Annotated in this window: 24 protein-coding genes; 6 read left to right on the forward strand and 18 right to left on the reverse strand. The window is 63.4% G+C overall.

All coding sequences use genetic code 11. The features are described 5' to 3' along the window. Positions 1-35: 35 nt before the first annotated feature. From hflX to E6P07_RS09690, 8 genes are all read right to left on the reverse strand, one after another. Entirely contained in the window at positions 36-1,322 is a 1,287-nt protein-coding gene (gene hflX, locus E6P07_RS09655) for a ribosome rescue GTPase HflX (protein WP_170286811.1), read from the reverse strand. A gap of 41 nt (positions 1,323-1,363) precedes the next feature. Further along, positions 1,364-1,615 (reverse strand): RNA chaperone Hfq, encoded by a 252-nt coding sequence (hfq, locus tag E6P07_RS09660; RefSeq protein ID WP_153975412.1) that lies wholly within the window; start codon positions 1,613-1,615, stop codon positions 1,364-1,366. 146 nt (positions 1,616-1,761) lie between these two features. Next, the gene (gene miaA, locus E6P07_RS09665) at positions 1,762-2,760 is read right to left on the reverse strand and encodes a tRNA (adenosine(37)-N6)-dimethylallyltransferase MiaA (RefSeq protein WP_153975413.1); all 999 of its coding nucleotides are present in this window, start codon (positions 2,758-2,760) and stop codon (positions 1,762-1,764) included. 3 nt (positions 2,761-2,763) lie between these two features. After that, a complete protein-coding gene (gene mutL / locus E6P07_RS09670) occupies positions 2,764-4,665 on the reverse strand; it encodes a DNA mismatch repair endonuclease MutL (RefSeq protein WP_153975414.1) in 1,902 nt (633 codons plus the stop codon). Positions 4,666-4,731: 66 nt separating this feature from the next. Beyond that, positions 4,732-6,120 (reverse strand): N-acetylmuramoyl-L-alanine amidase, encoded by a 1,389-nt coding sequence (locus E6P07_RS09675; protein WP_153975415.1) that lies wholly within the window; start codon positions 6,118-6,120, stop codon positions 4,732-4,734. A 100-nt stretch (positions 6,121-6,220) separates the two neighbouring features. Next, the gene (gene tsaE / locus E6P07_RS09680; protein WP_153975416.1) at positions 6,221-6,724 is read right to left on the reverse strand and encodes a tRNA (adenosine(37)-N6)-threonylcarbamoyltransferase complex ATPase subunit type 1 TsaE; all 504 of its coding nucleotides are present in this window, start codon (positions 6,722-6,724) and stop codon (positions 6,221-6,223) included. A gap of 1 nt (position 6,725) precedes the next feature. After that, complete coding sequence (locus E6P07_RS09685) at positions 6,726-8,240, reverse strand: NAD(P)H-hydrate dehydratase (RefSeq protein WP_153975417.1); 1,515 nt, start codon at positions 8,238-8,240, stop codon at positions 6,726-6,728. Then, positions 8,237-9,295, reverse strand: a complete 1,059-nt coding sequence (locus tag E6P07_RS09690; RefSeq protein ID WP_153975418.1) for a PilZ domain-containing protein — start codon at positions 9,293-9,295, stop codon at positions 8,237-8,239. The genes E6P07_RS09685 and E6P07_RS09690 overlap by 4 nt, the downstream gene beginning before the upstream one ends. A gap of 200 nt (positions 9,296-9,495) precedes the next feature. Between E6P07_RS09690 and E6P07_RS09695 the strand changes: the two genes are divergently transcribed. From E6P07_RS09695 to E6P07_RS09705, 3 genes are read left to right on the forward strand one after another with little or no spacing between them, the layout of a single operon-like run. Continuing rightward, positions 9,496-11,214, forward strand: a complete 1,719-nt coding sequence (locus tag E6P07_RS09695) for a proline--tRNA ligase (RefSeq protein ID WP_153975419.1) — start codon at positions 9,496-9,498, stop codon at positions 11,212-11,214. A gap of 53 nt (positions 11,215-11,267) precedes the next feature. Beyond that, positions 11,268-11,786, forward strand: coding sequence for a 3-hydroxyacyl-[acyl-carrier-protein] dehydratase FabA (gene fabA, locus E6P07_RS09700; protein WP_153975420.1), 519 nt, complete (start codon positions 11,268-11,270; stop codon positions 11,784-11,786). Positions 11,787-11,794: 8 nt separating this feature from the next. Then, complete coding sequence (locus tag E6P07_RS09705) at positions 11,795-12,226, forward strand: DNA polymerase III subunit chi (RefSeq protein ID WP_153975421.1); 432 nt, start codon at positions 11,795-11,797, stop codon at positions 12,224-12,226. Between the two features lie 307 nt (positions 12,227-12,533). Here the strand turns inward: E6P07_RS09705 and prpF are convergent, their stop codons facing one another. From prpF to E6P07_RS09725, 4 genes are all read right to left on the reverse strand, one after another. Continuing rightward, the gene (gene prpF / locus E6P07_RS09710; RefSeq protein WP_153975422.1) at positions 12,534-13,724 is read right to left on the reverse strand and encodes a 2-methylaconitate cis-trans isomerase PrpF; all 1,191 of its coding nucleotides are present in this window, start codon (positions 13,722-13,724) and stop codon (positions 12,534-12,536) included. 6 nt (positions 13,725-13,730) lie between these two features. Next, a complete protein-coding gene (acnD, locus tag E6P07_RS09715) occupies positions 13,731-16,322 on the reverse strand; it encodes a Fe/S-dependent 2-methylisocitrate dehydratase AcnD (RefSeq protein WP_153975423.1) in 2,592 nt (863 codons plus the stop codon). Positions 16,323-16,442: 120 nt separating this feature from the next. Further along, complete coding sequence (locus E6P07_RS13655) at positions 16,443-16,649, reverse strand: hypothetical protein (protein WP_153975424.1); 207 nt, start codon at positions 16,647-16,649, stop codon at positions 16,443-16,445. Positions 16,650-16,654: 5 nt separating this feature from the next. Beyond that, positions 16,655-17,425, reverse strand: coding sequence for a spermidine synthase (locus tag E6P07_RS09725; protein ID WP_153975425.1), 771 nt, complete (start codon positions 17,423-17,425; stop codon positions 16,655-16,657). Positions 17,426-17,591: 166 nt separating this feature from the next. On the opposite strand from E6P07_RS09725, the gene E6P07_RS09730 reads away from it, so the two are divergent. Next, entirely contained in the window at positions 17,592-18,515 is a 924-nt protein-coding gene (locus E6P07_RS09730; protein WP_153975426.1) for a hypothetical protein, read from the forward strand. 23 nt (positions 18,516-18,538) lie between these two features. Here the strand turns inward: E6P07_RS09730 and E6P07_RS09735 are convergent, their stop codons facing one another. Then, positions 18,539-19,741, reverse strand: coding sequence for a TraB/GumN family protein (locus E6P07_RS09735; RefSeq protein WP_153975427.1), 1,203 nt, complete (start codon positions 19,739-19,741; stop codon positions 18,539-18,541). A 190-nt stretch (positions 19,742-19,931) separates the two neighbouring features. Here E6P07_RS09735 and E6P07_RS09740 point away from each other — a divergent pair, with 190 nt between their 5' ends. Next, positions 19,932-20,402, forward strand: coding sequence for a hypothetical protein (locus E6P07_RS09740; protein WP_153975428.1), 471 nt, complete (start codon positions 19,932-19,934; stop codon positions 20,400-20,402). Further along, entirely contained in the window at positions 20,399-20,716 is a 318-nt protein-coding gene (locus E6P07_RS09745; RefSeq protein ID WP_153975429.1) for a DUF3301 domain-containing protein, read from the forward strand. The genes E6P07_RS09740 and E6P07_RS09745 overlap by 4 nt, the downstream gene beginning before the upstream one ends. 35 nt (positions 20,717-20,751) lie before the next feature. Here E6P07_RS09745 and E6P07_RS09750 read toward each other — a convergent pair whose 3' ends face one another. From E6P07_RS09750 to petA, 5 genes are all read right to left on the reverse strand, one after another. Further along, positions 20,752-21,228, reverse strand: coding sequence for a ClpXP protease specificity-enhancing factor (locus E6P07_RS09750; protein WP_153975430.1), 477 nt, complete (start codon positions 21,226-21,228; stop codon positions 20,752-20,754). Then, a complete protein-coding gene (locus E6P07_RS09755) occupies positions 21,225-21,833 on the reverse strand; it encodes a glutathione S-transferase N-terminal domain-containing protein (RefSeq protein ID WP_153975431.1) in 609 nt (202 codons plus the stop codon). Before E6P07_RS09755 ends, E6P07_RS09750 begins: the two co-directional genes overlap by 4 nt. 69 nt (positions 21,834-21,902) lie before the next feature. Continuing rightward, on the reverse strand, positions 21,903-22,643 hold the full coding sequence (locus E6P07_RS09760; RefSeq protein WP_153975432.1) for a cytochrome c1: 741 nt from the start codon (positions 22,641-22,643) through the stop codon (positions 21,903-21,905). Next, positions 22,640-23,884, reverse strand: coding sequence for a cytochrome b (locus E6P07_RS09765; protein WP_153975433.1), 1,245 nt, complete (start codon positions 23,882-23,884; stop codon positions 22,640-22,642). Before E6P07_RS09765 ends, E6P07_RS09760 begins: the two co-directional genes overlap by 4 nt. Next, positions 23,884-24,477, reverse strand: coding sequence for a ubiquinol-cytochrome c reductase iron-sulfur subunit (gene petA, locus E6P07_RS09770; protein ID WP_153975434.1), 594 nt, complete (start codon positions 24,475-24,477; stop codon positions 23,884-23,886). The genes E6P07_RS09765 and petA overlap by 1 nt, the downstream gene beginning before the upstream one ends. Positions 24,478-24,572: the final 95 nt, after the last annotated feature.

The following is a 24,572-nucleotide window of genomic DNA, read 5'->3' on the forward strand; positions in this document are numbered from 1 at the left end:
GATCGATGACCGAGATTGTACGGGAGACGATCCGATCACGGCAAACGCGCCTGTAGACGCTCCAGGTCTGCCGGCGTGATCGCGCAGCGCAGCTCCCAACCGCCCGAGTCGAGTGGGCGATCCTCAATCACATGGGCATGACGATAGAACCAGGCGCGCCGCTTGCCCTCAGAAGGGCCCAGGATAAAGGTTTTGATCGCGCGCTCGCCGCCGGTCAATTCGATCAGCGCCTGGCGCAGCAGATCCAGACCCGCGCCTGTACGCGCCGAGACCCAGACCCGCACCGGGCGCCCCTCGGCGTCGCGTTCCAGACGGGGCATCTCGCCGTCCAGTCGGTCGATCTTATTGAAGACCTCCAATCGGGGGCGCTCGTAACTGCCGATCTCGGCGAGCACCCTCTCGACCTCAGCCATCAGACGCGATCGATTGGCCGCCGCTGCGTCGATCACATGCAGGAGTAGGCTGGCGCCGCGTGTCTCTTCCAACGTCGAGCGAAAGGCGGCGACCAGCTCGTGCGGCAACCGGCTGACGAAGCCCACGGTATCGGCCAATACGACATTAACACCGCCGGGCAGATCCAGACGGCGCAGGGTCGGGTCCAGGGTCGCGAACAATTGATCGGCCTCCAGTACGCCTGCTTCAGTCAGGCAATTGAAGAGGGTCGACTTGCCGGCATTGGTATAGCCGACCAGCGAGACCACCGGCAGTTCGGCCTTGGCGCGCGCCTTGCGCCCCTGGGCGCGCCGGGCCTCGAGGCGCTGGAGCCGGCGCTCCAACATGGCCACGCGTGCGGCCAACAACCGGCGGTCGGTCTCCAGCTGCGTCTCACCCGGACCGCGCAGACCGATGCCGCCCTTCTGACGTTCCAGGTGGGTCCAGCCGCGCACCAATCGGGTCGAGAGATGCTTAAGCTGGGCCAGCTCGACCTGGAGCTTGCCCTCGAAGGAGCGCGCGCGCTGGGCGAAGATGTCGAGGATCAACCCGGAACGGTCGATCACCCGGCATTGCAGCAGACGCTCCAGGTTGCGCTCCTGGGCCGGACTGAGTGGATGGTTGAAGATGACCAGCTCGGCCTCGGTGGCCCTGACCAGGGCCTTGAGTTCCTCGGCCTTGCCCGAGCCGATGAAGAGACGCGCATCGGGCGTGGCACGTGCGCCGCCGAGGCATCCCAACACCTCGGCGCCGGCCGCCTGGGCGAGCAGGACAAACTCCTCGCGTTCGTCGGCCTCGCGCGCCGATCCGTGCCCGATGTCGAGATCGACCAGCACCGCCCGCTCGCCGGCCTTGGGACGCTCGAAGACGAGTGAGTGGCCTCGTGCGATGGGCCGGACCGCAATGGCCGGAACCGCCGCGGATGACTTGCTCAAGGGGACTCTGGCTCGGAACCTTCGGTGTCGTTTGTCGGCAACCGGACGTTGCGCGCCGGCACCACGGTCGAGATGGCGTGTTTGTAGATCATCTGACTGACGTTGTTCTTGAGCAGCACCACGAACTGGTCGAACGACTCGATCTGGCCCTGGAGCTTGATGCCATTGACCAGGAAGATGGAGACTGGAACATGCTCCTTCCGTAGGGCGTTGAGAAAGGGATCTTGAAGGCTTTGTCCCTTGGACATGGGATTGGCTCCTTGTTGTTGTCGATGACGCAGGTGCCCAGCTGAAAACCGCCGCGACCGCGGGTAACGGGGTCGGGCCGAATGCGGAGGAGTGGCTGCTGGGACGAACCACAGCTTCGCACAAAACGCTCCACCAAATGAATGCATCAGGTGCCGTTCCAGCGACTGCCCGCCGCCGCACCTGACCCGGGATGTTCGTCCTTGAGCTTGAACGCAATGAGTTCGAGCACAGCCGCCAAGGGATCGGGTTCGTCGTCAATCCAGTGGCAATCCGGCTCGGCGCGCAGCCAGGTCAGCTGCCGCTTGGCGAGCTGACGGGTGGCGATGATGCCGCGCTGCACCATGTCGTCCCAAGTACTTTCGCCACGCAGATAGTTTAAGACCTGGCGGTAGCCGACGCACCGCATCGACGGGAGATCGGGCGTCAGATCGCCGCGTGCCCAAAGCTGAGAGACCTCATCGACCAGCCCAAGTTCCAGCATGCCGCGAAAACGGCGCTCGATCCGGGCGTTGAGGATGGCGCGATCGCTCGGCGCGCGCGCGAGTTTCAGTAGCCGAAACGGTAGGGCCTCGTGCCTGGCGTTGCGGATCAGGTCGCTCATCGCCCGTCCGCTGAGTGCCTGGACTTCGAGTGCGCGCTGGATACGCTGGGGGTCATTGGGATGGATGCGTGCAGCGGCGTCCGGGTCGAGTTTAGCCAGGCGTGCGTGCATCGCGGCCCAGCCGAGACGTTTGGCCTCGGCGTCGAGTGCGGCACGCACCTCGGCATCGGCGCTCGGCAGCCGTGCCAGACCCTGCTGCAGGGCGCGGAAATAGAGCATGGTGCCACCGATCAGGAGCGGAATGCGTCCGCGGGTGCTGATCTCATGCATGGCGGCCAGGGCGTCCTCACGAAAGCGCGCGGCTGAGTAGGACTCGGTCGGATCCAGGATGTCGATCAGGCGATGCGGGGTGCGTGCCAGGATCTCGGGCCCGGGCTTGGCAGTGCCGATATCCAGGCCCCGATAGATCATAGCCGAATCGACGCTGATGATCTCGCACGGCAGACGCTCGACCAGTTGCAAGGCCAGATCGGTCTTGCCCGAGGCGGTCGGACCCATGAGCAGGATCGCCCAGGGGCGGGGATCGGATGCGGGTTTGGTCAAGGTCTAGCGCCCGCGCAGAAAGAGTCGGTCAAGCTCGGTCTGGGAGAGCCTGACCCAGGTCGGACGGCCATGATTGCACTGATCGATGCATTCGGTGCGCTCCATGTCGCGCAGCAAGGCGTTCATCTCGTCGAGCGTCAGGCGCCGGTTGGCGCGGATCGCACTGTGACAGGCCAGGGTCGCCAGAATCTTGTCGATGGCCTCTTCAAGCCGAGTGCTCTCGCCCTGCGCCGCGAGATCGGCGAGCAGATCGCGGACGAGGGCGTCCATATCGGCCTGCCGCAGCAGCGCCGGCACTTCGCGCACCACCACCCGATCGACGCCGAGACGATCCAGCACCAGACCGAGCCGGGCCAGTGGCTCGCGCTGTTCCTCCAGACGATCGGCCTCGCGCGGATCGACCTGGAGACTGTGCGGTACCAATAGCGGCTGACTCGTCACCCGTCCGGCGTTCCAGGCCGCCTTGAGCCGCTCGTAGCCGATGCGCTCGTGGGCGGCATGGATGTCGACCAGGATCAGCCCATCGTCCGACGCGGCGAGCAGATAGACACCGTTGAGCTGGGCCAGGGCGAGACCGAGCGGCGGTAGAGCGCCCCTGATGGCCAGGGACGATCCGGCCTCGTCGCCGACCACTGGGGCGCTTGGCGGATCCGCCGCCGGACGCTGGAGCACCAACGACGCCTGATAGGCCTGCCGTCCATCCTTGACGCCCAAGGAGTGCGCACTGAAACCTGTCGCTCGCGGCGGCGCCGACTGGTGTTGGTCAAGGCTGTCGCCCGTCTCCACGGGTGAGACAGTCGGCGCGCTTGGATAACCTCTGAATGCCTCTGCCGTCATGCCCAACGTCGCCGGCATTGGCCTGTCCAACGGACCCCCGCCCAAGATCCCTTGCGCTAGACGCCGCTTCAGGGCATGCCTGATGAAGTCATGGACCTGACGCGACTCGCGAAACCGCACCTCGTGCTTGGATGGATGGACGTTGACGTCGACGAGGTGCGGCGGCAGTTCCAGAAACAGCACATAGCCCGGATGACGCGCCTGATGCAGAAAATCGCTGAATGCCTGCCGGATGGCGTGCGTGATCAGCCGATCACGGATCAGGCGCCCATTGACATAAAAAAACTGCTGATCGGGCTGACTGCGCGCGAAGGCCGGACGCCGTACCCAGCCATGCAGACGCAGGTCTAGGGCTGAGACATCGATCTCCAGCGACTGCTCGGCGAACCCCGCTCCGAGCAGTCGGTCCAGGCGGGCGCGCCTGGATCCGGGCCGCCCGTCGGTCGCCGGCAGCTGATGGACGAGCCGCCCATTGTGACGCAGCTCAAAGGCGACATCCGGGCGCGCCAGGGCCAGACGCCGTACCACCTGATCGATATGTTCGAACTCGGTCTGCTCGGTGCGCAGGAACTTGCGCCGCGCCGGCGTATTGAAGAACAGATCCCGCACCTCGACACTGGTTCCAGGCGGATGCGCCGCCGGTCGCGGCCCGTCCAGACGTCCATCAGGGGTGACCGCGATCTCCCAGGCCGAATCGTCCGCCGCGTCCAGGTCCGAACGCGCCCGCGAGGTCAGGGTCAACCGACTCACAGCGGCGATGCTTGGCAGCGCCTCACCGCGAAAACCAAGGGTTTGGACCGCCTCCAGATCGGCCAGATCCACCAGCTTGCTGGTCGCATGCCGCGCCAACGCCAGGGCGAGCTGATCGCGCGGGATGCCGCGCCCGTCGTCACGCACCCGCAGCCGCTTGATCCCACCCCGTTCCACGTCGATCTCCAGCCGGGCGCAGTCGGCATCCAGACTGTTCTCGATCAGCTCCTTGACCACCGAGGCCGGACGCTCGACGACCTCGCCGGCGGCGATCTGGTTGATGAGGTGATCGGAGAGTATTCGAATCGGATTGGGCATGGGTGGACGTAAGGATGCACGCCACACCGACTCGGGCGAGCCGGCGCGGCTCCAGCCGAGGTCGGATCAGGAATCGGACGGAATGGCGATGACCTGCCCGACCTGGATGATATCGGTCTCACTGAGACCATTCTCGGCGCGCAGCGAACTGAGGCTCACACGATAACGCTTGGCGATTCCGGACAGGGTATCGCCCTGGGTGATCACATATTCGCGCAGACTGCCCGCGCGTGTCCTGGAGGCGGATTTCAGACCCTGTACCGCATCCGTACCGCGATGCTCGACGCCTTGGCCCGTATCGGCCGCCAACAGGCCACGCGGTGGATACTTGGCGAAATAACCCTTGATCCCGGCCAGGATCGCCTCGGCCATCCGCTGCAGATAGAGGTTATCGCGGAGTCGCTGCTCCTCTTGGGCGTTGCTGATGAAGGCCGTTTCGACCAGCACCGATGGAATGTCGGGCGACTTGAGCACCACGAAGCCGGCACGCTGGACATCAGCCTTGTGGACCACACCGACACGCTTGAGAGCGCGTAGCACCGAGGTAGCCGCCTCGGCACTGTGCTCCAGGGTGGTGTTGCGCGTCATGTCGAGCAGCACAGCGGCCAGCATGTCTTCGCTCGTCGTCGGATCCGCACCGCCGATGCGATCAGCCTTGTTCTCACGATCGGCCAGCCAACCAGCCGCCTCGCTGCTGGCCGCACCGTGCGAGAGGATATAGACCGATGAGCCCTGTGCGTCTGGGTTCTCGTAGGCATCGGCATGGATGGACACAAAGAGATCGGCCTTGTGCTCGCGCGCGATCAGGGTGCGTTCGCGCAGTCCGACATAACGGTCGTCATCACGGATCATTATGGCTCGGATCCCGGATTCACGTTCGATCAGTCGCTTTAGCCTGTGGGCGATGGCCAGGGTGACGTCCTTCTCGCGCGTGCCGTTTGGCCCGATCGCCCCTGGATCCTCGCCGCCGTGTCCAGCGTCGATGGCGACAATGGCCGTGCGTCCGCGACTCAACCAGAGCGGCTGAACTGGCGCCTGATTGGAGACCGGCTGGAGTTTGCCACCTCCCAAGGACTTGGGCAGGAGCTCGACGATCAGTTGGTATCTGTCAGCGCCGGTCCTGTCGGTAAAACTCTTGACGCGCACCTGTTGCTTGAGATCGAGCACGACGCGCAGGTCGCCATTGGGACGCACACCGGCGCGCACGCCGATCAGCAGGGGGTCGTCGGTGCGCGCCGCTGGCAGGTCGCTGCGCATCTGCGCCCCAGCAATGTCAATCACGACTCGATCAGGTTGGTCGAGGGTAAAGATGCGGTGGGCGGCGGGCGCCGTAAGGTTGAAGAGCAGCCGGGTCTTGCTCGAACTCGGCGGATTCCATTGGCAGTCGACCTCCACCGCGACACTCGCCGCGGGCAGGGCGATCAGTAGCATAAAGAGCACGATGAGCCTGTTCACGATGCCGCCTCGAGGCCTGACTTGGGTACGAGCATCGCTTAAAAGATAGCAGCTTATCGCCGATCTTTCCAAGTCAGCTCCGATGATTAGAGGAACTTCCTCAAGTATCGGCTCGAAGATGTTGCGCAGAGACATCAGAGACAGAAATTACATCAGCGAGCAGCGTCTGGCCCGATGGACTCAGGGCATTTAGGGTCAAGCGCCGACCGACATCGAGGTGGACGAGCTGGATGCGCAGATCGGGCTTGGGCAGGAAGCCGGCGCCACGCTCGGGCCATTCTATGACCCAAACCGCCGCCTTCCCAAGCAGATCGCGCGGCCCGAGATAGTCCAGTTCTTCCGGATCACCCAGGCGATAGAGATCGAAATGGTAGAGTTCAAGGTCGTTTAGTGCATAGGGCTCAACGAGGGTATAGGTTGGACTGCGTACCACCCCGGAGTGCCCGAGACCGCGCAGGATACCACGGGTCAGGGTGGTCTTGCCCGTGCCCAGGTCGCCCTCGAGAAAGATCACGCAGGGCGGTTTAAGGGCCCGCGCCAGATGCGCCCCAAAGTCCATCTGTGACTCGGGTGTGTCGAGTGTGAGTTCCAGGGTCGCGGGCATCTCAGCGATCCACCTTGGCGAGACCATTGGAGAGTGTGCGCAGGGCGGCGATGATATCCGTGGCGATCAGCCCACGCTCGCCGGCACGCGCGGCCAGATCCCCGGCCGCGGCGTGCAGACAGACACCAGCGCGGGCGGCCGCTTCGGTTTCCAGACCCTGGGCGCGTAGGGCGGCAATCACACCGGTCAGGACATCGCCCGCGCCCGCGGTCGCCATGCCGGGGTTGCCGTCGCTACAGACGGCCGGGACGCGCGGTGCTGGGCCATGCACAATGGTGCCGGCCCCCTTGAGTACCACCACCCCGCCGAAACGCGCCTGGATCTGCCGCGCGCCAGCGAGGCGATCGGACTGGATCTCGGCGGTCGCGCTGCCGAGCAGACGCGCGGCCTCGCCTGGATGCGGGGTCAGGATCCAGTCTGGACCGGCGCCTGGGGACTCGGCCAGGAGGTTGAGCGCGTCGGCATCCACCACCAGCGGATGCGACAAGCCGCGGACCCGCTCCCAGAGTCTGCGTCCCCAGTCACCCCGACCCAGCCCTGGGCCGATCGCGACTACATCGGCCCGCTCGATCAGCGTATCCAGGTCTTCCGGACGCTCGACGGCGGCGACCATCAGTTCAGGCCGGTCGAGATTGAGCCAGTCGGCGTGACGCGGATGGGTCGCGATCGTCACCAGCCCGGCGCCCGCGCGCAGGGCCGCCTCACCGGCCAGACGCGCCGCGCCCGACATCCCGGGTGCGCCGCCGACGACCAGGACATGACCGCAGTCGCCCTTGTGCGCGATCCGCGAGCGGGGCGTGAGGAGACGCGATTCGCGCGCCCAGTCGATCCGCACCGCCGCCAGGATCTCCCCGGCATAGACCTGGGCTGGGACTTCGAGCGCGCTGAAGTGGACCTCCCCCCGATACTCGGCGCCGGCACCGACAAAGAGTCCGAGTTTGAGCCCGATAAAGGAGACAGTCACACTCGCCCGCACCGCCACGCCCAGGACACAGCCGGTGTCGGCGTGCAGTCCAGAGGGGAGGTCGAGCGCCAGCACAGGCGCGCGCTGGGCATTGAGCGCCGTGATGGCCTCGGCCCAGGGGCCCGTCACCGGACGCACCAGCCCGGTGCCAAAGAGGGCGTCGACATAGAGATCGGTCTTGCGTGGCAGGCCAAGATAATCCTCAATGACCCCGCCGGCGTCGCGATAGGCGGCCAGACTCAGGGCCGCCTCACCACGCACCTGATCCGCCTTGCCGAGTTGCAAAACCCGCGTGTCCAGACCAGCGGCGCGCGCCAACCGCGCCACTACATAGCCGTCACCACCATTGTTGCCCATCCCGGCCAGGACGGTGAGGCGACGCGCATTCGGCCAGCGCACGCGCAGCAGCCGATAGGCAACCGCACCGGCGCGTTCCATCAGCTCGATCCCAGACACACCGAAGCGCTCGATGGCCAGACGGTCGAGCCGGCGTACCTGTTCGGCACGGTAGAGCGCATGGGGCAGGCGATCGCTGTCCGGGATGCGTCTCACAGCCGCCCACCCCTGAGCCAGGTGTTTCGATGAGGTGGAGCGCCATAGACCTCATCATGGACACTCTGTAACAGTTTGAGCTCATCCCAGGCCTCCTGCGACCAGGCAGGCGGCTGTTCGTCGCGGCTTAGGACCAAATCTTGGAAGACCACGTCGAAATCGTTGACATTACCCCAGCCGGCAATGAGCCGCTCCACGGCCTCGGGACGCTCGGACTCCAAACAGGAACGCACCTCATCCCGGACGCCGACATCGGCCTTCCGGTTACTCATACTGAAGCGTACCGCCGTGGCCACCGAACGCAACCAGTCCGGCGCGCCCTCCAGAGAAATAAAGATGGAGCTTTGATCCTCAGAGTCAGACAGACGACTCAGGATCTGCGCGATTAAGGCGCGAATCGCGTCACCCGGGTGCTCGAATTCGAGCGACAGGGTATAGAGGTCGGCCCAGTTGAATCCCTCGACCCTGGACTTTTGTACCCCCGAGATCTGCGCCCGCAAGCGGATGTCTGGGAGATCGAAGGTCCCAGTGATCGACAGACTGATGCTCTGTCCGACCTCATAGGGCTCGAAGACGGTCACGGTGTAACGCCCCTCCAGGATCTGGAGTAGCGTCTGGCGCAATTCCTCGGCATCGCTGACCGTGACCTCCAACTCGCGAAACAAGGCATTCTTACCAGCTGCGTCTCCCTTGGTATCCGCGGAATAGAGCATCTTGAGCAGGCGCTCCAAACGGCTCTGACTGCGCGGCGATAGGCTGGTAAAGCGCACAGCCGCCAGATAACCACCTGCAGCGTCTGGACGCACGCGCAGCAGCTTGGCCTGGGCGTGGATGGATTTGCCGCGCCGCCATGGCAGGCTGATGATCAGGGTCTTGAGATCCCTGGGCAGGGGGTCCGTGAGATGCAAGAGTGCGCCCCCCCAGGAGAGGTCGCGCGTAACGGCCTGCACGGGCGCGTCCCGACCCGGGTAGGTCAGCTCGACCGGAATCCTCAGGTCGATACGTAGCTGGGTGCGTCGTTCCATGGCCATCGAACCGGATCCCGATTGAGTCATGTTTGAGTCTGCCACATGAGAACTATTCACGGATGGAACGGACGAAAGATCCTTGGACGAATCTCAATTACTCTAACATCATCGACGCGCCGTTTTCGGGGACGACCCTGGAAGGCGCCTGATGGGTTGTGTGGAAGGTATTGTTTCGACGTCGCCGGACCAATAGACTTCAATGCTTTACCTGTCGAGATTTTCGTCCGATGCGTACCTCTGAGTTCCCACTCCAGACCATCAAAGAGACGCCGGCCGACGCCGAGGTCGTCAGCCACCGATTGATGTTGCGCGCCGGTCTCATCCGCAAGCTCGCCGCCGGGCTCTACACCTGGTTGCCGCTGGGACTGCGTGTACTGCGCCGAGTCGAGCGCATCGTGCGCGAGGAGATGGATCGCGCCGGGGCGTTGGAAGTCTCCATGCCAGCCGTGCAGCCGGCCGAACTCTGGCAGGAGTCCGGGCGTTGGGAACAATACGGTCCTGAGTTGTTGCGTTTCAAGGACCGCCACCAGCGCGAGTTCTGCTTTGGACCCACCCACGAAGAGATCATCACCGATCTGGCGCGTAACGAACTCAAGAGCTACAAGCAGCTCCCCGTCAATTTCTACCAGATCCAGACCAAGTTTCGCGACGAGATCCGCCCGCGCTTCGGCGTGATGCGCGCGCGCGAGTTCCTGATGAAGGACGCCTATTCCTTCCACCTGGACGAGGCCTCATTGGACGAGACCTACCAGCGTATGTACGAGACCTATTGCCGTATCTTCAGGCGCTGTGGACTGGAGTTTCGCGCCGTGCGTGCCGACACAGGTAGCATCGGCGGCAGCGCCTCGCACGAGTTTCACGTCCTGGCCGCCTCGGGTGAAGACGCCATCGCCTTTTCGACCGCCAGCGACTATGCCGCCAATGTGGAACTGGCCGAGGCGCTCGCCCCGCGCGAGCATGCCCCTGCGCCCAGCGAGCCGGCGCGTCTGGTCGACACACCCAATGCGCGCACCATCGCCGAGCTGGTCGAGCAGTTTGCTCAACCGATCGAGCGCACGGTCAAGACCCTGGTGGTCGCGGCCTCCGAGGAGGCCGGCGGCGGCCTGGTCGCGCTCCTGGTGCGCGGCGATCACGAGCTCAATGCCGTCAAGGCACAGAAGCTGCCGCAGGTCGCCTCGCCGCTGCGCCTGGCCACCGAGGCCGAGATCCGTGCCGCCATCGGCGCCGGCCCTGGATCGCTTGGGCCGAAGGATCTGCCGATCCCCTGTATCGTCGATCGCACCGTGGCCGTCACCGCCGACTTCAGCGCCGGGGCCAACATCGACGGCAAACACTGGTTCGGTCTGAACTGGGGCCGCGACCTGCCGCTGCCCGAGGTCGCAGATCTGCGCAACGTGGTCGAGGGCGACCCAAGTCCGGACGGTCGGGGCACGCTGACCATCGCGCGTGGCATCGAGGTCGGACACATCTTCAAGCTCGGGCGCAAGTACAGCGCCGCCATGCAAGCCAAGGTGCTCGGCGAAGACGGCAAGGCCATCATCATGACCATGGGCTGCTACGGCATCGGTGTGTCGCGCGTGGTCGCCGCAGCCATCGAGCAGCATCACGATGAGCGCGGCATCTGCTGGCCGGCACCGATTGCGCCCTTCGAGGTCGCGTTGCTGCCGATGAAGCTCGGCAAGTCCTATCGGGTCCGTGAGGCGACCGAGCGGCTCTATGCCGAACTCCAGGCCGCCGGGCTCGACGTCCTGCTCGACGACCGCGACGTGCGTCCCGGTTTCATGTTCGCCGACATGGATCTCATCGGCATCCCGCATCGCATCGTCGTCGGTGACCAGGGACTCGACAATGGCCAGGTCGAGTACAAGGCCCGCACCGACGCCGAGATGCAGCTCATCCCCCTCGACACCGTCGTCGAATTCGTACGCGCGCGTCTGCGCACCTGACCCTAACCAGTTACGCCCTCACGCTCTCTGTGGGCCTCATTCTAGGATCGACCGTGGACAAAAAAGAAGCCTCTTTCACCCGCGATGAGCTCCTCGCCTGTGGGCGCGGCGAGCTGTTCGGACCCGGCAACGCCCAGTTGCCGACACCCAATATGCTGATGATGGATCGCATCGTGCGCATCGCCAATTTCGGTGGTGCCTACGGGAAAGGCGAGATCCTGGCCGAGCTCGACATCCGTCCCGACCTCTGGTTCTTCGAGTGTCACTTCCCCGGCGACCCAGTGATGCCCGGCTGTCTTGGGCTCGACGCGCTCTGGCAGATGGTCGGCTTCTATCTGGGCTGGACTGGCAATCCCGGGCATGGCCGAGCGCTGGGCGTCGGCGAGGTCAGGTTCACTGGCCAGGTCCTACCGACCGCGACCAAAGTCACCTATCACATCGACATGAAGCGCGTCATCAACCGCAAGCTGGTGCTCGGCATCGGCGATGGCATGGTTCAGGTCGACGGGCGCACCATCTATACCGCCAAGGATCTGCGCGTCGGACTCTTCAACTCGACCGACAGTTTCTGAACCGCCTCATGACGCGGATCGACTTCTACAGCCTCGAACCCGACAGCCGCGCTGATCGCTTCATCCTGGCCTGTCGGCTGGTCGAGCGCATCCACGCCCAGGATCTGCGCGTGCTCATCCTCTGTCCAGAGCGCGAGGAGGCGCACCATCTCGATCGGCTGCTCTGGACCTTTCGGCAGGAGAGCTTCCTGCCGCACGGTCTGGTTGGGAGCGTGGACGCTAAGCTGACGCCCATCTTGATCAGCCTCGACGGCTCGCCCGAGACAGAGCAGCAGGTCTTGTTGAATCTCGGGCGCGACCTTCCGAGCCGATGGGAACGGTTCGAGCGACTGTGCGATCTGGTCGACAATGATCCGGCGGTGCTTCAGGCTGGGCGGGCGCGTTTCCGCGCCTACCGCGAACACGGCTACAAACCTACCCACCACAGGATCCGGTTATAGCATTGGGCTAGGGAAACGCCGATTTATTCCATTCGTGGCAACACCTTCTCACGTAACCAATTGATTTTTTAGGAGCGGCTTCAGCCGCGATGGAGAGGAACGCGATTTATTCAGCGCTTCCTTGAGAAACTGGCGGACTATCGGGGCATGCGCATCCGCCTAGGCCGCATCGCGTGCTACGCACCTCGCATCAGCCGCCCTATGACGATTTCCTCACCAAGCCGGTCGAGCCGGACAGTTGCTGGCAGTCATCAGGCACTGGATCTCTCGACCGAATTCGGATGTATGAGGACGGCGTCTCAGCCGCTCATGCCGGGGGCGCTGAGGCCCAAGGCACGCACACCCAGCCTTCCATGATCACCCGGGCGCTGCGGCTTAGGGTCGCCTTGGTCAGGGTCCAGCGGCCATTGATCACTCGGGGCTCGGCGCCGACGCGCAACGTCCCCGAAGGATGACCAAACCGCACTGCCGTGCGCTCACCACCGCCGGCGGCGCGATTGACCAGGGTCCCGGGGATGGCCGCCGCCGTGCCGATGGCCACGGCGGCCGTGCCCATCATGGCGTGATGGAGCTTGCCCATCGAGAGCGCGCGCACGCACAGATCGATCTCACTCGCCGCAACCGGTTTGCCGCTGGAGGCCACATAATCGGTCGGCGGGGCGACGAAGGCGATCTTGGGTGTGTGCTGACGGGTTGCAGCCTCGTGGAGGTCCTGGATCAACCCCATGCGCAGCGCACCCTGGGCGCGGATGGTCTCGAACATGGCCAGGGCCTTGGGATCGCCGTTGATGGCCTCCTGCGACTCGGTGCCGGTATAGCCGAGGGCCCTGGCCTCAACGAAGATGGTCGGGATGCCGGCATTGATCAGGGTTGCCTTGAGCGTGCCGATGCCGGGCACCTCGAGGTCATCGACGAGGTTGCCGGTCGGGAACATGGGGCCATCGTCCTCGTTGACCGGTTCGAGGAATTCGAGCCGCACTTCGGCGGCGGGGAAGATCACGCCATCGAGCTCAAAATCCCCCGTCTCCTGCACGACGCCGTTCGCGATGGGGACATGGGCGACGATGGTCTTGCCGATGTTGGCCTGCCAGATGCGCACCGCGCAGAGGCCGTTGTCGGGGATGCGCTCGGGCGCAACCAGTCTCCGGCTGATGGCAAAGGGTCCGACGGCGGCCGCGAGGTTGCCACAGTTCCCACTCCAGTCGACCATGGGTCGATCGATGGCGACCTGTCCGAACAGATACTCGACATCGTGATCGGGGCGCTGACTCTGTGACAAGATGACCGCTTTGCTGGTGCTGGAGGTCGCTCCACCCAGGCCGTCGATCTGCTTGCCGTAGGGGTCGGGACTACCGAGGACGCGCAGCAACAGGGCGTCGCGCGCCGCGCCCGGTACCTGACAGGGCTCGGGTAGGTCTTGCAGCCGAAAGAAGACGCCCTTGCTGGTGCCGCCGCGCATGTAGGTGGCGGGGATCTTGATCTGTGGGGCGTGAGTCATGTTGGATTAGGCCCCCTTGGTCGATTCCAGAAAGTCCTGGGCGAAGCGTTGCAGCACACCACCGGCCTCGTAGATCGCGACCTCCTCGGCGGTGTCGAGCCGGCAGGTCACGGGCACCTCGACACGCTCACCATTCCGACGGTGGATGACCAGGGTCAGATCGGTACCAGGTCGGCGCTCACCCAGGACGTCGTAGAGCTCGCTGCCGTCGAGGCCGAGCGTCTTGCGGTTGACGCCTGGCTTGAACTCCAGGGGTAGCACGCCCATGCCGATCAGGTTGGTGCGGTGGATACGCTCGAAGCCCTCGGCGACGATGGCCTCGACCCCGGCTAGACGCACACCCTTGGCCGCCCAGTCGCGCGAGGAACCCTGGCCGTAGTCGGCGCCAGCGATGATGATGAGCGGCTGGTTGCGGTTCATGTAGGTCTCGATCGCCTCCCACATCCGCATGACCGTGCCGTCCGGCTCGACCCGCGTCAGCGAGCCCGGCTTGATCTGTCCGTCGACCACGGCCATCTCGTTGATGAGCCGGGGATTGGCGAGGGTCGCGCGCTGGGCGGTCAGATGGTCGCCGCGATGGGTGGCGTAGGAGTTGAAGTCCTCCTCAGACAGCCCCATGCGCGCCAGATACTCACCCGCCGCGCTGTCAGGTTGGATGGCATTGGAGGGCGAAAGATGGTCGGTGGTGATATTGTCGCCCAACAAGGCCAGCGGACGCAGCCCCTGGAGGGTTCGCTCACCGGCCAGCGCCCCTTCCCAGTAGGGGGGACGGCGAATGTAGGTGCTGTGCGGACGCCAGTCGTAGAGCGGTCTCACCCTCTCGCCAGCCTCGATCTGGAGGGCAAACATCGGCTCGTAGACCTGCCGGAACTGCTCCGGCTTGACGCATTCGGCGACGATGGCGTCGATCTCTTCATCTGGCGGCCAGATGTCTTTCAGCCGGATCTCCTTACCATCCACCACGCCCAATACGTCCTTCTCGATATCGAAGCGGATGGTGCCAGCCATGGCATAGGCGACGACCAGCGGCGGCGAGGCCAGGAACGCCTGTCTGACCAAGGGGTGGATGCGTCCGTCGAAATTACGATTACCCGAGAGTACGGCGGTCGTATCGAGATTGCGCTCATTGATCTCCTGTTGGATCTCGGGAGCGAGCGGACCGGACATGCCGTTACAGGTGGTGCAGGCGAAACCGACGATGCCAAAACCGAGCCGTTCGAGCTCAGTCAATAATCCGGCCTCCTGCAGATAGGACTCGACGACCCGGGACCCGGGCGCAAACGAACTCTTGACCCAGGGTTTGCGCATAAGCCCTAACCGATTGGCATTGCGCGCCAGGAGTCCAGCGGTGATGAGGTTGCGCGGATTGCTGGTGTTGGTGCAGCTGGTGATAGCGGCGATGATGACGGCGCCCTCCGGCATCCGGCCCGCAACTGCGTCCCAGTGGCCGGTGATGCCCTTGGCGGCGAGATCGGCGGTCGCCACACGCGCATGCGGTTTAGACGGACCGGCGAGGCTGCGGACCACGCGCGACAGGTCAAAGGTCAGGGTGCGCTCGTATCGAGCCTTCTTCAGCGCGTCGGCCCAGAGTCCGGTCTGTTTGGCATAGAGCTCGACCCGCTTGACCTGGGCCTCGTCGCGCCCGGTCATTCGCAGATAGTCGAGGGTCTGCCCGTCGATAGGGAACAGTGCGGCGGTGGCCCCATACTCCGGGCACATGTTGGAGAGGCTGGCACGATCACCGATGGTCAGGGCCGCCGCCCCCTCACCGTGGAATTCGAGATAGGCCCCGACGACCTTTTCCTGGCGCAGGAATTCGGTCAGGGCCAGCACCACGTCGGTCGCTGTGATACCCGGTCCCGGGCGTCCGATCAGCTCGACACCGACGATCTCGGGCAGGCGCATCCAGGACGCCCGCCCCAGCATCAGACTCTCGGCCTCCAGCCCACCGACGCCGATGGCGAGCACACCCAAGGCAGAGACGTGCGGAGTATGGCTGTCAGTACCCACCAGGGTATCGGGGAAGGCCACACCGTCGCGCACCTGGATCACCGGGCTCATCCACTCCAGATTGATCTGATGCATGATACCGTTGCCGGCTGGGATCACATCGACATTGTCGAACGCGCGCCTGGCCCAGTCGATGAAATGGAAGCGATCGGCGTTGCGCTGATCCTCGATCGCGCGGTTCTTGGCGAAGGCCTCGGGATCATCGCCGCCATACTCGACGGCCAGCGAATGATCGACGACGAGCTGCACAGGCACCACTGGATTGACCTTGGCCGGATCACCGCCCCGGTCGGCGATGGCGTCGCGCAGGCCAGCCAGATCGACCAGCGCCGTCAGTCCCAGGATGTCATGACCGACCACGCGTGCCGGAAACCAAGGGAAATCGCGCTCACGCCGGCACTCGACGATCTGACGCAGCGAATCGGTCAGGAGCGCTGGATCACAGCGCCGGACTAGATTCTCGGCCAGCACCCGTGCGGTATAGGGCAGTTCGTCATAGGCGCCGGGCGCGAGCGCCTCGATGGCCGCGCGGGCGTCGAAATAGTCCAGATCTGTGCCAGGTAGGGGTGTGCGATTGGCTGTATTCATCGAGGCCCTAAATGATTGGAAGTCGAAACCGAGACATAAAAAACAGCCCATGGACGCGCTTCCAGGCGAAATCGAGTCCCATGGGCGGGCATTTTCGCACACGGCGGGCTCGATAGAGCCTCAATCATGCCTTTCGGGGAGGTGTACCAGCTTCAGGAAGCGGGCCTGGAGCGCACGCGCCCAGGCCGGCTGAGGCCAATTCCAGCCGATCACAATACCGATCGCGATCCCGATCAATATCTGAACCATGCATGTATCCTCACTCAATTGGCGGTGAACCGGCCGCTTAATGATAAGGAAAGCGGTATTTTTCAAGTTGGGAGACATGGCACTCAGATCTCGTCTTCGAGACGAAAGCCGAGGATCTCAAGCAGGAGACCGGTCATGGAGCCGCCAAGCATCCCACCCAGCAGGCCCGGCGGTATATCCTGCAACACCTGCTCGATCGCCTGCTGGGTGTGCGCGTCCAGCGCCGTCACTGTGGTATTGCCGATGATCCAGATGCTCCCAGCCACGACGTTGGCCAACAGACCAGCGACCAAGGGCGCGGAGACAACGCCCGGCAACCAGGCAATGCCGAGCCGAACCAGCCAGCGTTCGCTGAGCTCGAACAGGGCTCCGACTAACGCGACGAGACCGGCAGCTAGCGCGAACACCCCGACCGGCTCGCCCAAAAACCACAGCACCAGACTCAGCAGTATCGCCGCCAAAAGCCCGGTGAACAGTCCGATGAGTGTCTCGGCCAATGGACGGCTGCTGCCGGCCACCATCCAGGAATAGAATCCACCCGCCAAAACACCCGCCCCGGCCGCCAGACCCGAGATCCTCAGGAGGTCGATGTCATGCCCAATCACGATCAGATAACCGATCGAGGCCAGGACACCGGCCATGGAGCCTATCAGCGCGACCGGCATCGCGCTATAAAAGGCCGTGGTCGTCATCGACGCGGCGGCGGCGGCCAAGATCAGCGCCCAGCCTCCCGTCAGCCCCATGACCAGGAGGATTCGATGCAGACCGGAGAAGAGCGCACCGAACAGCGCCCCGGCGAACCCCCAGACGATGAGCACCAGCACGATCGCGGTGAGACGGTCCTTGGATGGCATGATTGAATACCCAGCAGTTTTGAACAGCCTTCCAAGGCTACAGAACTTGCACTCCGGATCCGAGCGGACAATGCGCCTGGATGCGCGCGATGCAATCCAGGCGAGTATCACCGCTTGTCATGACCTACACTAGCCACTTCCATGATTCCGGACATTGATGCACGGCATGTATCAGTCCCCACTCAACGGCAGTAAACGCAAGATCGATGGCGTCATGCGCGTTTATTATGACGGCTATTGGATCAAATATTATGAGCCGCCACCCGACAGTCTCGAGGTCCGGCGCCAGCTCATCCAAGCGCTCACACGCCGTCTGTTCAACCATGTCGAGCCCGGCATCAACATCCCTGGCTCGCGGCTCAAGGAGGCGCGCGCCGCCTACGAAGCCGAGACCGATACCGAGCGCAAGCGTGTCAATGGGGCCATGCTGGCCGGTGCGCTCTTCAATCGCGCTGCCGACATCTTCCATAGCCTAGTCGATCTGCAGACGGCCGGGGTCGAGATCCCCCCTGATCACGCCCTGATGCGCGAATGCGGACACTGTCTGATCGAGGCGCTCGAGCTGGGCAAGATGGTGCGCCACCGCGGCGGCGACGAGGGCATCGACGAGCTCTGGGGCGAGCCGTTCAAGGCGTTCTCGATGCCGATCGAGGCCTTTTATGCGAGCCGTTATCTGAAGATCGCCATGACCATGCACGACATCGACCGCATCACGGGGGCCATGAAGGCGACCTTCGCCGGCAGCCGCCAGATCCAGGGTCTGGAGTCACGGCTCGACGAGCTCAACACCACAGCCAAGCGCAAATGCGAGATCCTGCGCACCGACCCGGAGGTCTTCGACGTCTGGCCAAAATTCGTCGTCGCCAGCGACCGGGTACGCAACCTTGATCCGGTGATACCGACCGCTCACGACGCCGTCGATGTGCGCGAGGCGGTCGAGGGCGCACGTCTGTTGCGCGACGGCACCGACCTGATCAGCTTCATCGTGCGTGCGCGCGTACCCATGCCGAAGAGCACCCGCGAATACATCGATCGCTGTCAGCAGTTCAGGCGCACCTACATCGAGCCATATCTGGTCTGTCACACCTGAACCCAAGGTCGACGACGGTCGCATCAGCCGCCCGCGTGGATCAGGCGCTCGGCGACATGCAGACCAGCCACATAGGTTCCGATCCCGGCGCCCAGGCTACTCAGGACGAAGACGACCAACACCCGCGAGACCCTGTTGCGCCACCAGCCGCTCCAGCTGGCCACATCGGCGCGCAGACGACTGAAGTCCCCGACACTGGGTTTGCGCAGATAGAGCTCGACGGCGCCTGTGATCATGCCGGCACCGATGGCCGGATTGAGCGTGGTCAGGGGCGCGGCGAGGAAGGCCGAGAGGATCGTGAGCGGATGCCCGGCGGCCAGCAGGGTTCCAAGCGCTGAGAGTCCACCCGTGATCAGTGCCCAGCCGATCAAAAGGTCTAGTCCGAGTTCGGGGCTGACGGCGAATCCATAACCGAAGCCCGCCAGGACCAACACCAACAGCGACCAGCCGAACACAGCGGACCAGCGACTCGGCGGCGGCACCCGCTCAAGCTCGCTCAACACCTCGCCCGGATCGGCGCGATCCGTCTCCAGCGCCTTGGTCACGCCCTTGAGGTGACCGGCACCGATCACAACCAGGACGCGCCTGGCCCCCAGGCGTGCTAATTCACGTCGGAGCTTGGCGGCCATGTAGCGGTCACGTTCCTCGATCAGGGGGACATAGAGATCCTGACGTTCGGCGGCGAACTCGGCGAAGGCGGTTTCGAGCACATCGCCCTCCTTGAGCCGCTCGACTTCTTCCTCGGTCAGAGACTTGGAGCTGAGCATGGCCATTAGCAGACCGGCGAACAGTTCATAGCGCTTCCACCAGCCGAGATTGGCCGAGAGGCGCCTGAGTGTGATCCCGATCTCGCGATCAATGAGCAGCAGGTTCAGGCCTTGATCCTTGGCCAACCGAATGGCAATGCGCTGCTCGGCGCCTGGCTCGATGCCGAGCTGATCGGCGAGCCGCTGCTGATAGGCGGCAAGCACCAGGTTGGCGACAACCATATGAACGCGGTTCTGGCGGATGACCGAGAACAGATCCATCTGCGCCAGAGTGCGTGGATCCATCAGGGCATTGAAACGGCTGCGGCACAGTTCGACGGCCACACTGTCGTAGCCGCCGGACTGGAGCAGCTTGCGCACCTGATCGGCGCTGGCACGCGAGATATGGGCCGTGCCGAGCACTGTCAGCTCGACCCCATCGATCACCAGATCGCGCCTTGGTTCCATCGAATCGACCATGGTTGCTCGTGACCTGTGTTGGATAAAGGGCGCCATCATACCGAGACTCGGGGCGGTTTCCCAAGCTGGACGATCCGGATCGGCGGCCTCGTCAGGTCTTGGAGCAGATCGCGTCGATACCCTATCATCGCGCCCGACCCTCGCCTTAGGGGATACCATTTCAGCCTCCTCAACCGGACGCCGAGCCACCATGCACATCACAGCCCTTGGATCCTTCCGGATCGTCTCGGTCCTCACGCCGCGCGTCGAGTCTCGTTTGACATCCATGATCGCCGGCCTACTGTTAACCTTGATCCTGACCGGCTGTAATCCGATCAAACAGGACCGAATGACGGACACACTCCAGAATGCGACCAATGGCTATCAAAAAGCACTGCGCTGGGGGTATTTCGAGAACGCCTATAACTACATCCACCCCGACCGGCGCGTTGAGGCGATCTCGCCCGAGGCACTGGAGGGGTTGCGCCTGACGGGCTATGACGTGATCCAACCGCCGACGATAAATACCGAGTCGGGAACCGCAACCCAGCTCGTCGCCATCGACTATCTCTACGAGGATCGGCAAGTCGTCAAGCAGATCAAGGATCGCCAGCTCTGGCGCTATGACGCCAAGGAGAAGACCTGGTGGCTCGAGTCCGGCCTGCCCGCCTTTAAGCGATGAGTCATCTATTCATCCTCACCCTGTTATTGCTGCTTGGATGGTTCTGGCTTAACAGCCTGCGCACGCGTGAGATCGCGATCGGCATCTGTAAGACCGCCTGCCGACAGCGTAAGCTGCAATGGCTGGATCAAACCGTCGCCTTACGCCGGATCGGACTGACTTGGCGCGCCGATGGCGTGCGACTAAGGCGAATCTATCGCTTCGACTTCAGCCAGGAAGGTACGGAACGCCGCCAGGGCTATATCGTGATGCATGGTCTAAAGCTCGAGGAACTGAACTTCGGACTCCCCGATCAGGTGGAGACGGACGCCTGACGCCGGGGCCCGCCCAATTGACGTCGGAGGGCGGCCTACTTGACGACCTTGAGCGTCGGAGCGCCCTTCCTGCCCTTGGGGTGATCAGGTGAGGGTCTGCCGCCAGAGTCACCTGGCTTACCGTCTCCGGACAGCGGCGCCAGCCTGGGGCCAGCGGCGGGCGTGTCGACGGATGGGACGGGCTTGGGATAGGTCGGATCGGGAAAGACCATGCCCTGCCCGTTTTCACGGGTGAAGATACCGACGACCGACTCGGTCGGTACCAGCACCTCGCGCGCCACCCCGTTGAAACGCGCCCCGAACTCGATCCATTCGTTGCCGATGACCAATCCGCGCACCGCTCCAGGCGCGATATTGAACACGATGCGTCCGTCGGCGACAAACTCCCTCGGCACGCGCGTGTCTGGAAAGCCCGCGTCCACCACCAGGTGCGGCGTCATGCGGTTGTCGAGTATCCACTCGTAGATGGCCCGAATCAGATAGGGCTTGCTGGATGTCATGGTGTCGTTCATCGGCGCAGATCCGCGATCATCTCTCTCTCGGCCTCGGTCAGGCTCAGACGGAAAGACTCCCAGGTGAAGATCCGCTTCATATAGACCCGGATCGGATCGGCCTGTTTGGGCAGCTCGATACCGAGCACCGGCAGACGCCACAACAAGGGCGCAAGACAGCAATCGACCAGCGAGAACTCCTCGCTCATGAAGAAGGTATGTGCCGCAAACACAGGCGCGGTCGCGGTTAGACTTTCGTGCAGTTCCTTGCGTGCCTGCTCAACCTCGTCGCCCTCGCCGTGCAGGATGCGGCCCATGAGTGAATACCAGTCGCGGTCGATGCGGTACATGAACAGCCGCGCGTTGGCACGCGAGACCGGATCGACCGGCAGCAACGGCGGATGAGGAAAGCGCTCATCGAGATACTCCATGATGATCCGCGACTCATAGAGACGCAGGTCTCGATCGACGAAGGTCGGGACAGTTCCGTAAGGGTTGAAGTCCATCACCTCGTCGGGGAGGGCCTTGGCATCGACATCGACCACGTCGACCGCGATCCCCTTCTCGGCCAGGACCATTCTGACCCGATGACAATAGGGACAGGTAGGATCGGAATAGAGGATCATTGCAGTACCGATTGACCAAGCAAGAACAAAAACGGCGGCCTAATCCTAGGCCGCCGCCGGAACATCCGCTCAGTGGACGTCCTTCCAGTACTCTTTCTTTAGCATGTAGGCCAGGATGAACAGAAAGCCTAGGAACAAGAGCACATAGCGACCGAGACGCTCACGTTCAAGCCGAATCGGCTCGCCCGCATAGGTCAAAAAGTTGGTGATGTCGCGTACCAGGGTATCGTACTCCTTCGGCGACAGATCGCCCTTCTCGACCAGTCTCAGGCCCTTGATGGTCGGCTCTTTGCCTGGCTCGTGTGGCGGCTCTAGGATGGCCTCCTGGCGTCCCTGGAGATCGCCCAGGACATGGGGCATACCGACCAGCGGGAAGACCAGGTTGTTGACACCATAGGGTCGGGTCTCATCCACATAGAAGCCCTTGAGATAGGTGTAGACCCAGTCGGGCGAGCGCCAGCGCGTCACCAGCGTCAGATCTGGAGGCACCACACCGAACCACTTGAGTGCATCATCGTCAGTCATGGACTTGGTGATGAGATCGCCTGGCTTGGCGTCACCGAAGATCAGGTTCTGACGCAGGGTAATCTCATCGATGCCCAGGTCTTTGGCCAGACGGTTGTAGCGCATGTACTTGAGCGAATGACAGCCAGAGCAATAGTTCATGAAGTACTTGGCGCCGCGCTGCAAGGAGGCCTGGTCGCGCAGATCGATGTTGGCCTGTTCCAGGTGCTCGCCACCGCCCGATGCCAGCAGGGCCGTCGGCGCGATCAGCAACAGGGTCAGGGTGGCCAGGATCAACTTTCTCATGATGTCACCCTCTCCGGAACGGGCTTGGTCTCATCCAAGGAGCTATAGATCGGCATCAGCAGGAAGTAGGCGAAATACAGCACAGTAAAGATCTGGGCCAGTAAGGTGTAAAGAGGGGATGCCGGCTGCATGCCCAGCCAGGCCAGGGCGACGAAGGAGACGACGAAGATCGCGGTCGCCCCCTTGAACAGCGGCCCTTTATAGCGCATCGACTTCACCGGGCTGCGGTCGAGCCAAGGGAGGGCAAATAGGATCAGGATGGACGCGAACATCACCACCACGCCGGGGAACTGCGAGCCATACATCGGCGGTACGGCACGCAGCATGGCGTAGAAGGGCGTGAAGTACCAGACCGGCGCGATATGCACGGGGGTCTGCATCGGGTTGGCTGGCTGGAAGTTCGGCGTCTCCAGGAATAGCCCGCCCATGGTTGGGTTAAAGAACATGATATAGCTGAAGATCGCCAGGAAGACGACTGCCCCCATCAGATCCTTGACGGTGTAATAGGGATGGAAGGGGATGCCGTCGGCCGGGGCCTTGTCGCTCCAGCGGTTGCCCTTGGGGCCCTCCTTGATCTCGATGCCGTCGGGGTTATTGGAGCCGACGTGGTGCAGGGCCACGATGTGCAGGAACACCAGCCCGGCGAGCAGGAAGGGCAGCAAGAAATGCAGGGCGAAGAAGCGGTTGAGGGTGGCGTCCGAGATGACATAGTCGCCGCGTACCCACACGGCGAGATCGTCCCCGATGACCGGGACCGCTGCGAATAGGTTGACGATGACCTGCGCGCCCCAGTACGACATCTGGCCCCAGGGCAACAGATAGCCGAAGAAGGCGGTCGCCATCATCATCAGATAGATGACGACCCCGATCATCCACAGCAGCTCGCGCGGTTTGCGGTAGGAGCCCCACAGCAAGCCACGGAACATGTGCAGATAGATGACGATGAAGAACATCGAGGCCCCGGTTGAGTGCATGTAACGGATCAACCAGCCCCAATCGACATCGCGCATGATGTACTCGACCGAGGCGAAGGCCAGGTTGGCGTCTGGCTTGTAACTCATGGCCAGCCACACCCCGGTGACGATCTGGATCACCAGGGTCAGGATGGCCAGCGAACCGAAGAATGACCAGAAGTTCAGGTTCTTCGGGGCATAGTATTCGGAGAGATGGGCGCGCCAGGTCTCCGAGAGTGGGAATCGCTTGTCGATCCAACTGAGGTTTTCGGTCTTTTCAGCACTCATCAGGCGCTCCCTCGATCCTCGCCAATGAGGATGGTGGTGTCATTGAGATAAACATGCTTCGGGATCACCAGGTTGGTGGGCGCCGGGACGTTCTTGAACACGCGCGCCGCCAGGTCGAAGCGCGAGCCGTGGCAGGGACAGAAGAACCCACCCTTCCAGTCGGCGCCCAGGTCATCGGGTCCGAACTCGGGGCGATAGGTCGGCGAGCAACCGAGATGGGTGCAGATCCCGATCGCAACCAGGTATTGGGGCTTGATCGAGCGGGTCGGGTTTTTGCAGTAATCGGGTTGCTGGGGGACCTCAGAGTTGGGATCCACCAACTTGGGATCATTGCTCGGCAAGGCCGCTAGCATCTCGGGGGTGCGATGTACCACCCAGACCGGCTTACCGCGCCACTTGACACGCAACAGCGCGCCAGGCTCCAACTTGCTGATGTCTGCCTCGACTGGCGCACCAGCTGCCCGAGCACGGGCACTCGGATTCAGCGATGCGACGAACGGGACAAGCGCGTAGCCGGCCCCTACGGCACCGACTACGCTGGTCGCGGCAACGAGCACTCGTCGCCTCATTTTGTTCACGCCTTGCGCGCTCATAGTCCAATATCCCCCGGCTGCTACAAGCACCGCCCAGGGTCAACACCAGGCGGACACCTCAGGCAGCTTGGATGAAACTTCAGGTGAAAACGTTT

The organism is Thermochromatium tepidum ATCC 43061, assembly GCF_009664085.1.
Classification (GTDB): Bacteria; Pseudomonadota; Gammaproteobacteria; order Chromatiales; family Chromatiaceae; genus Thermochromatium; species Thermochromatium tepidum.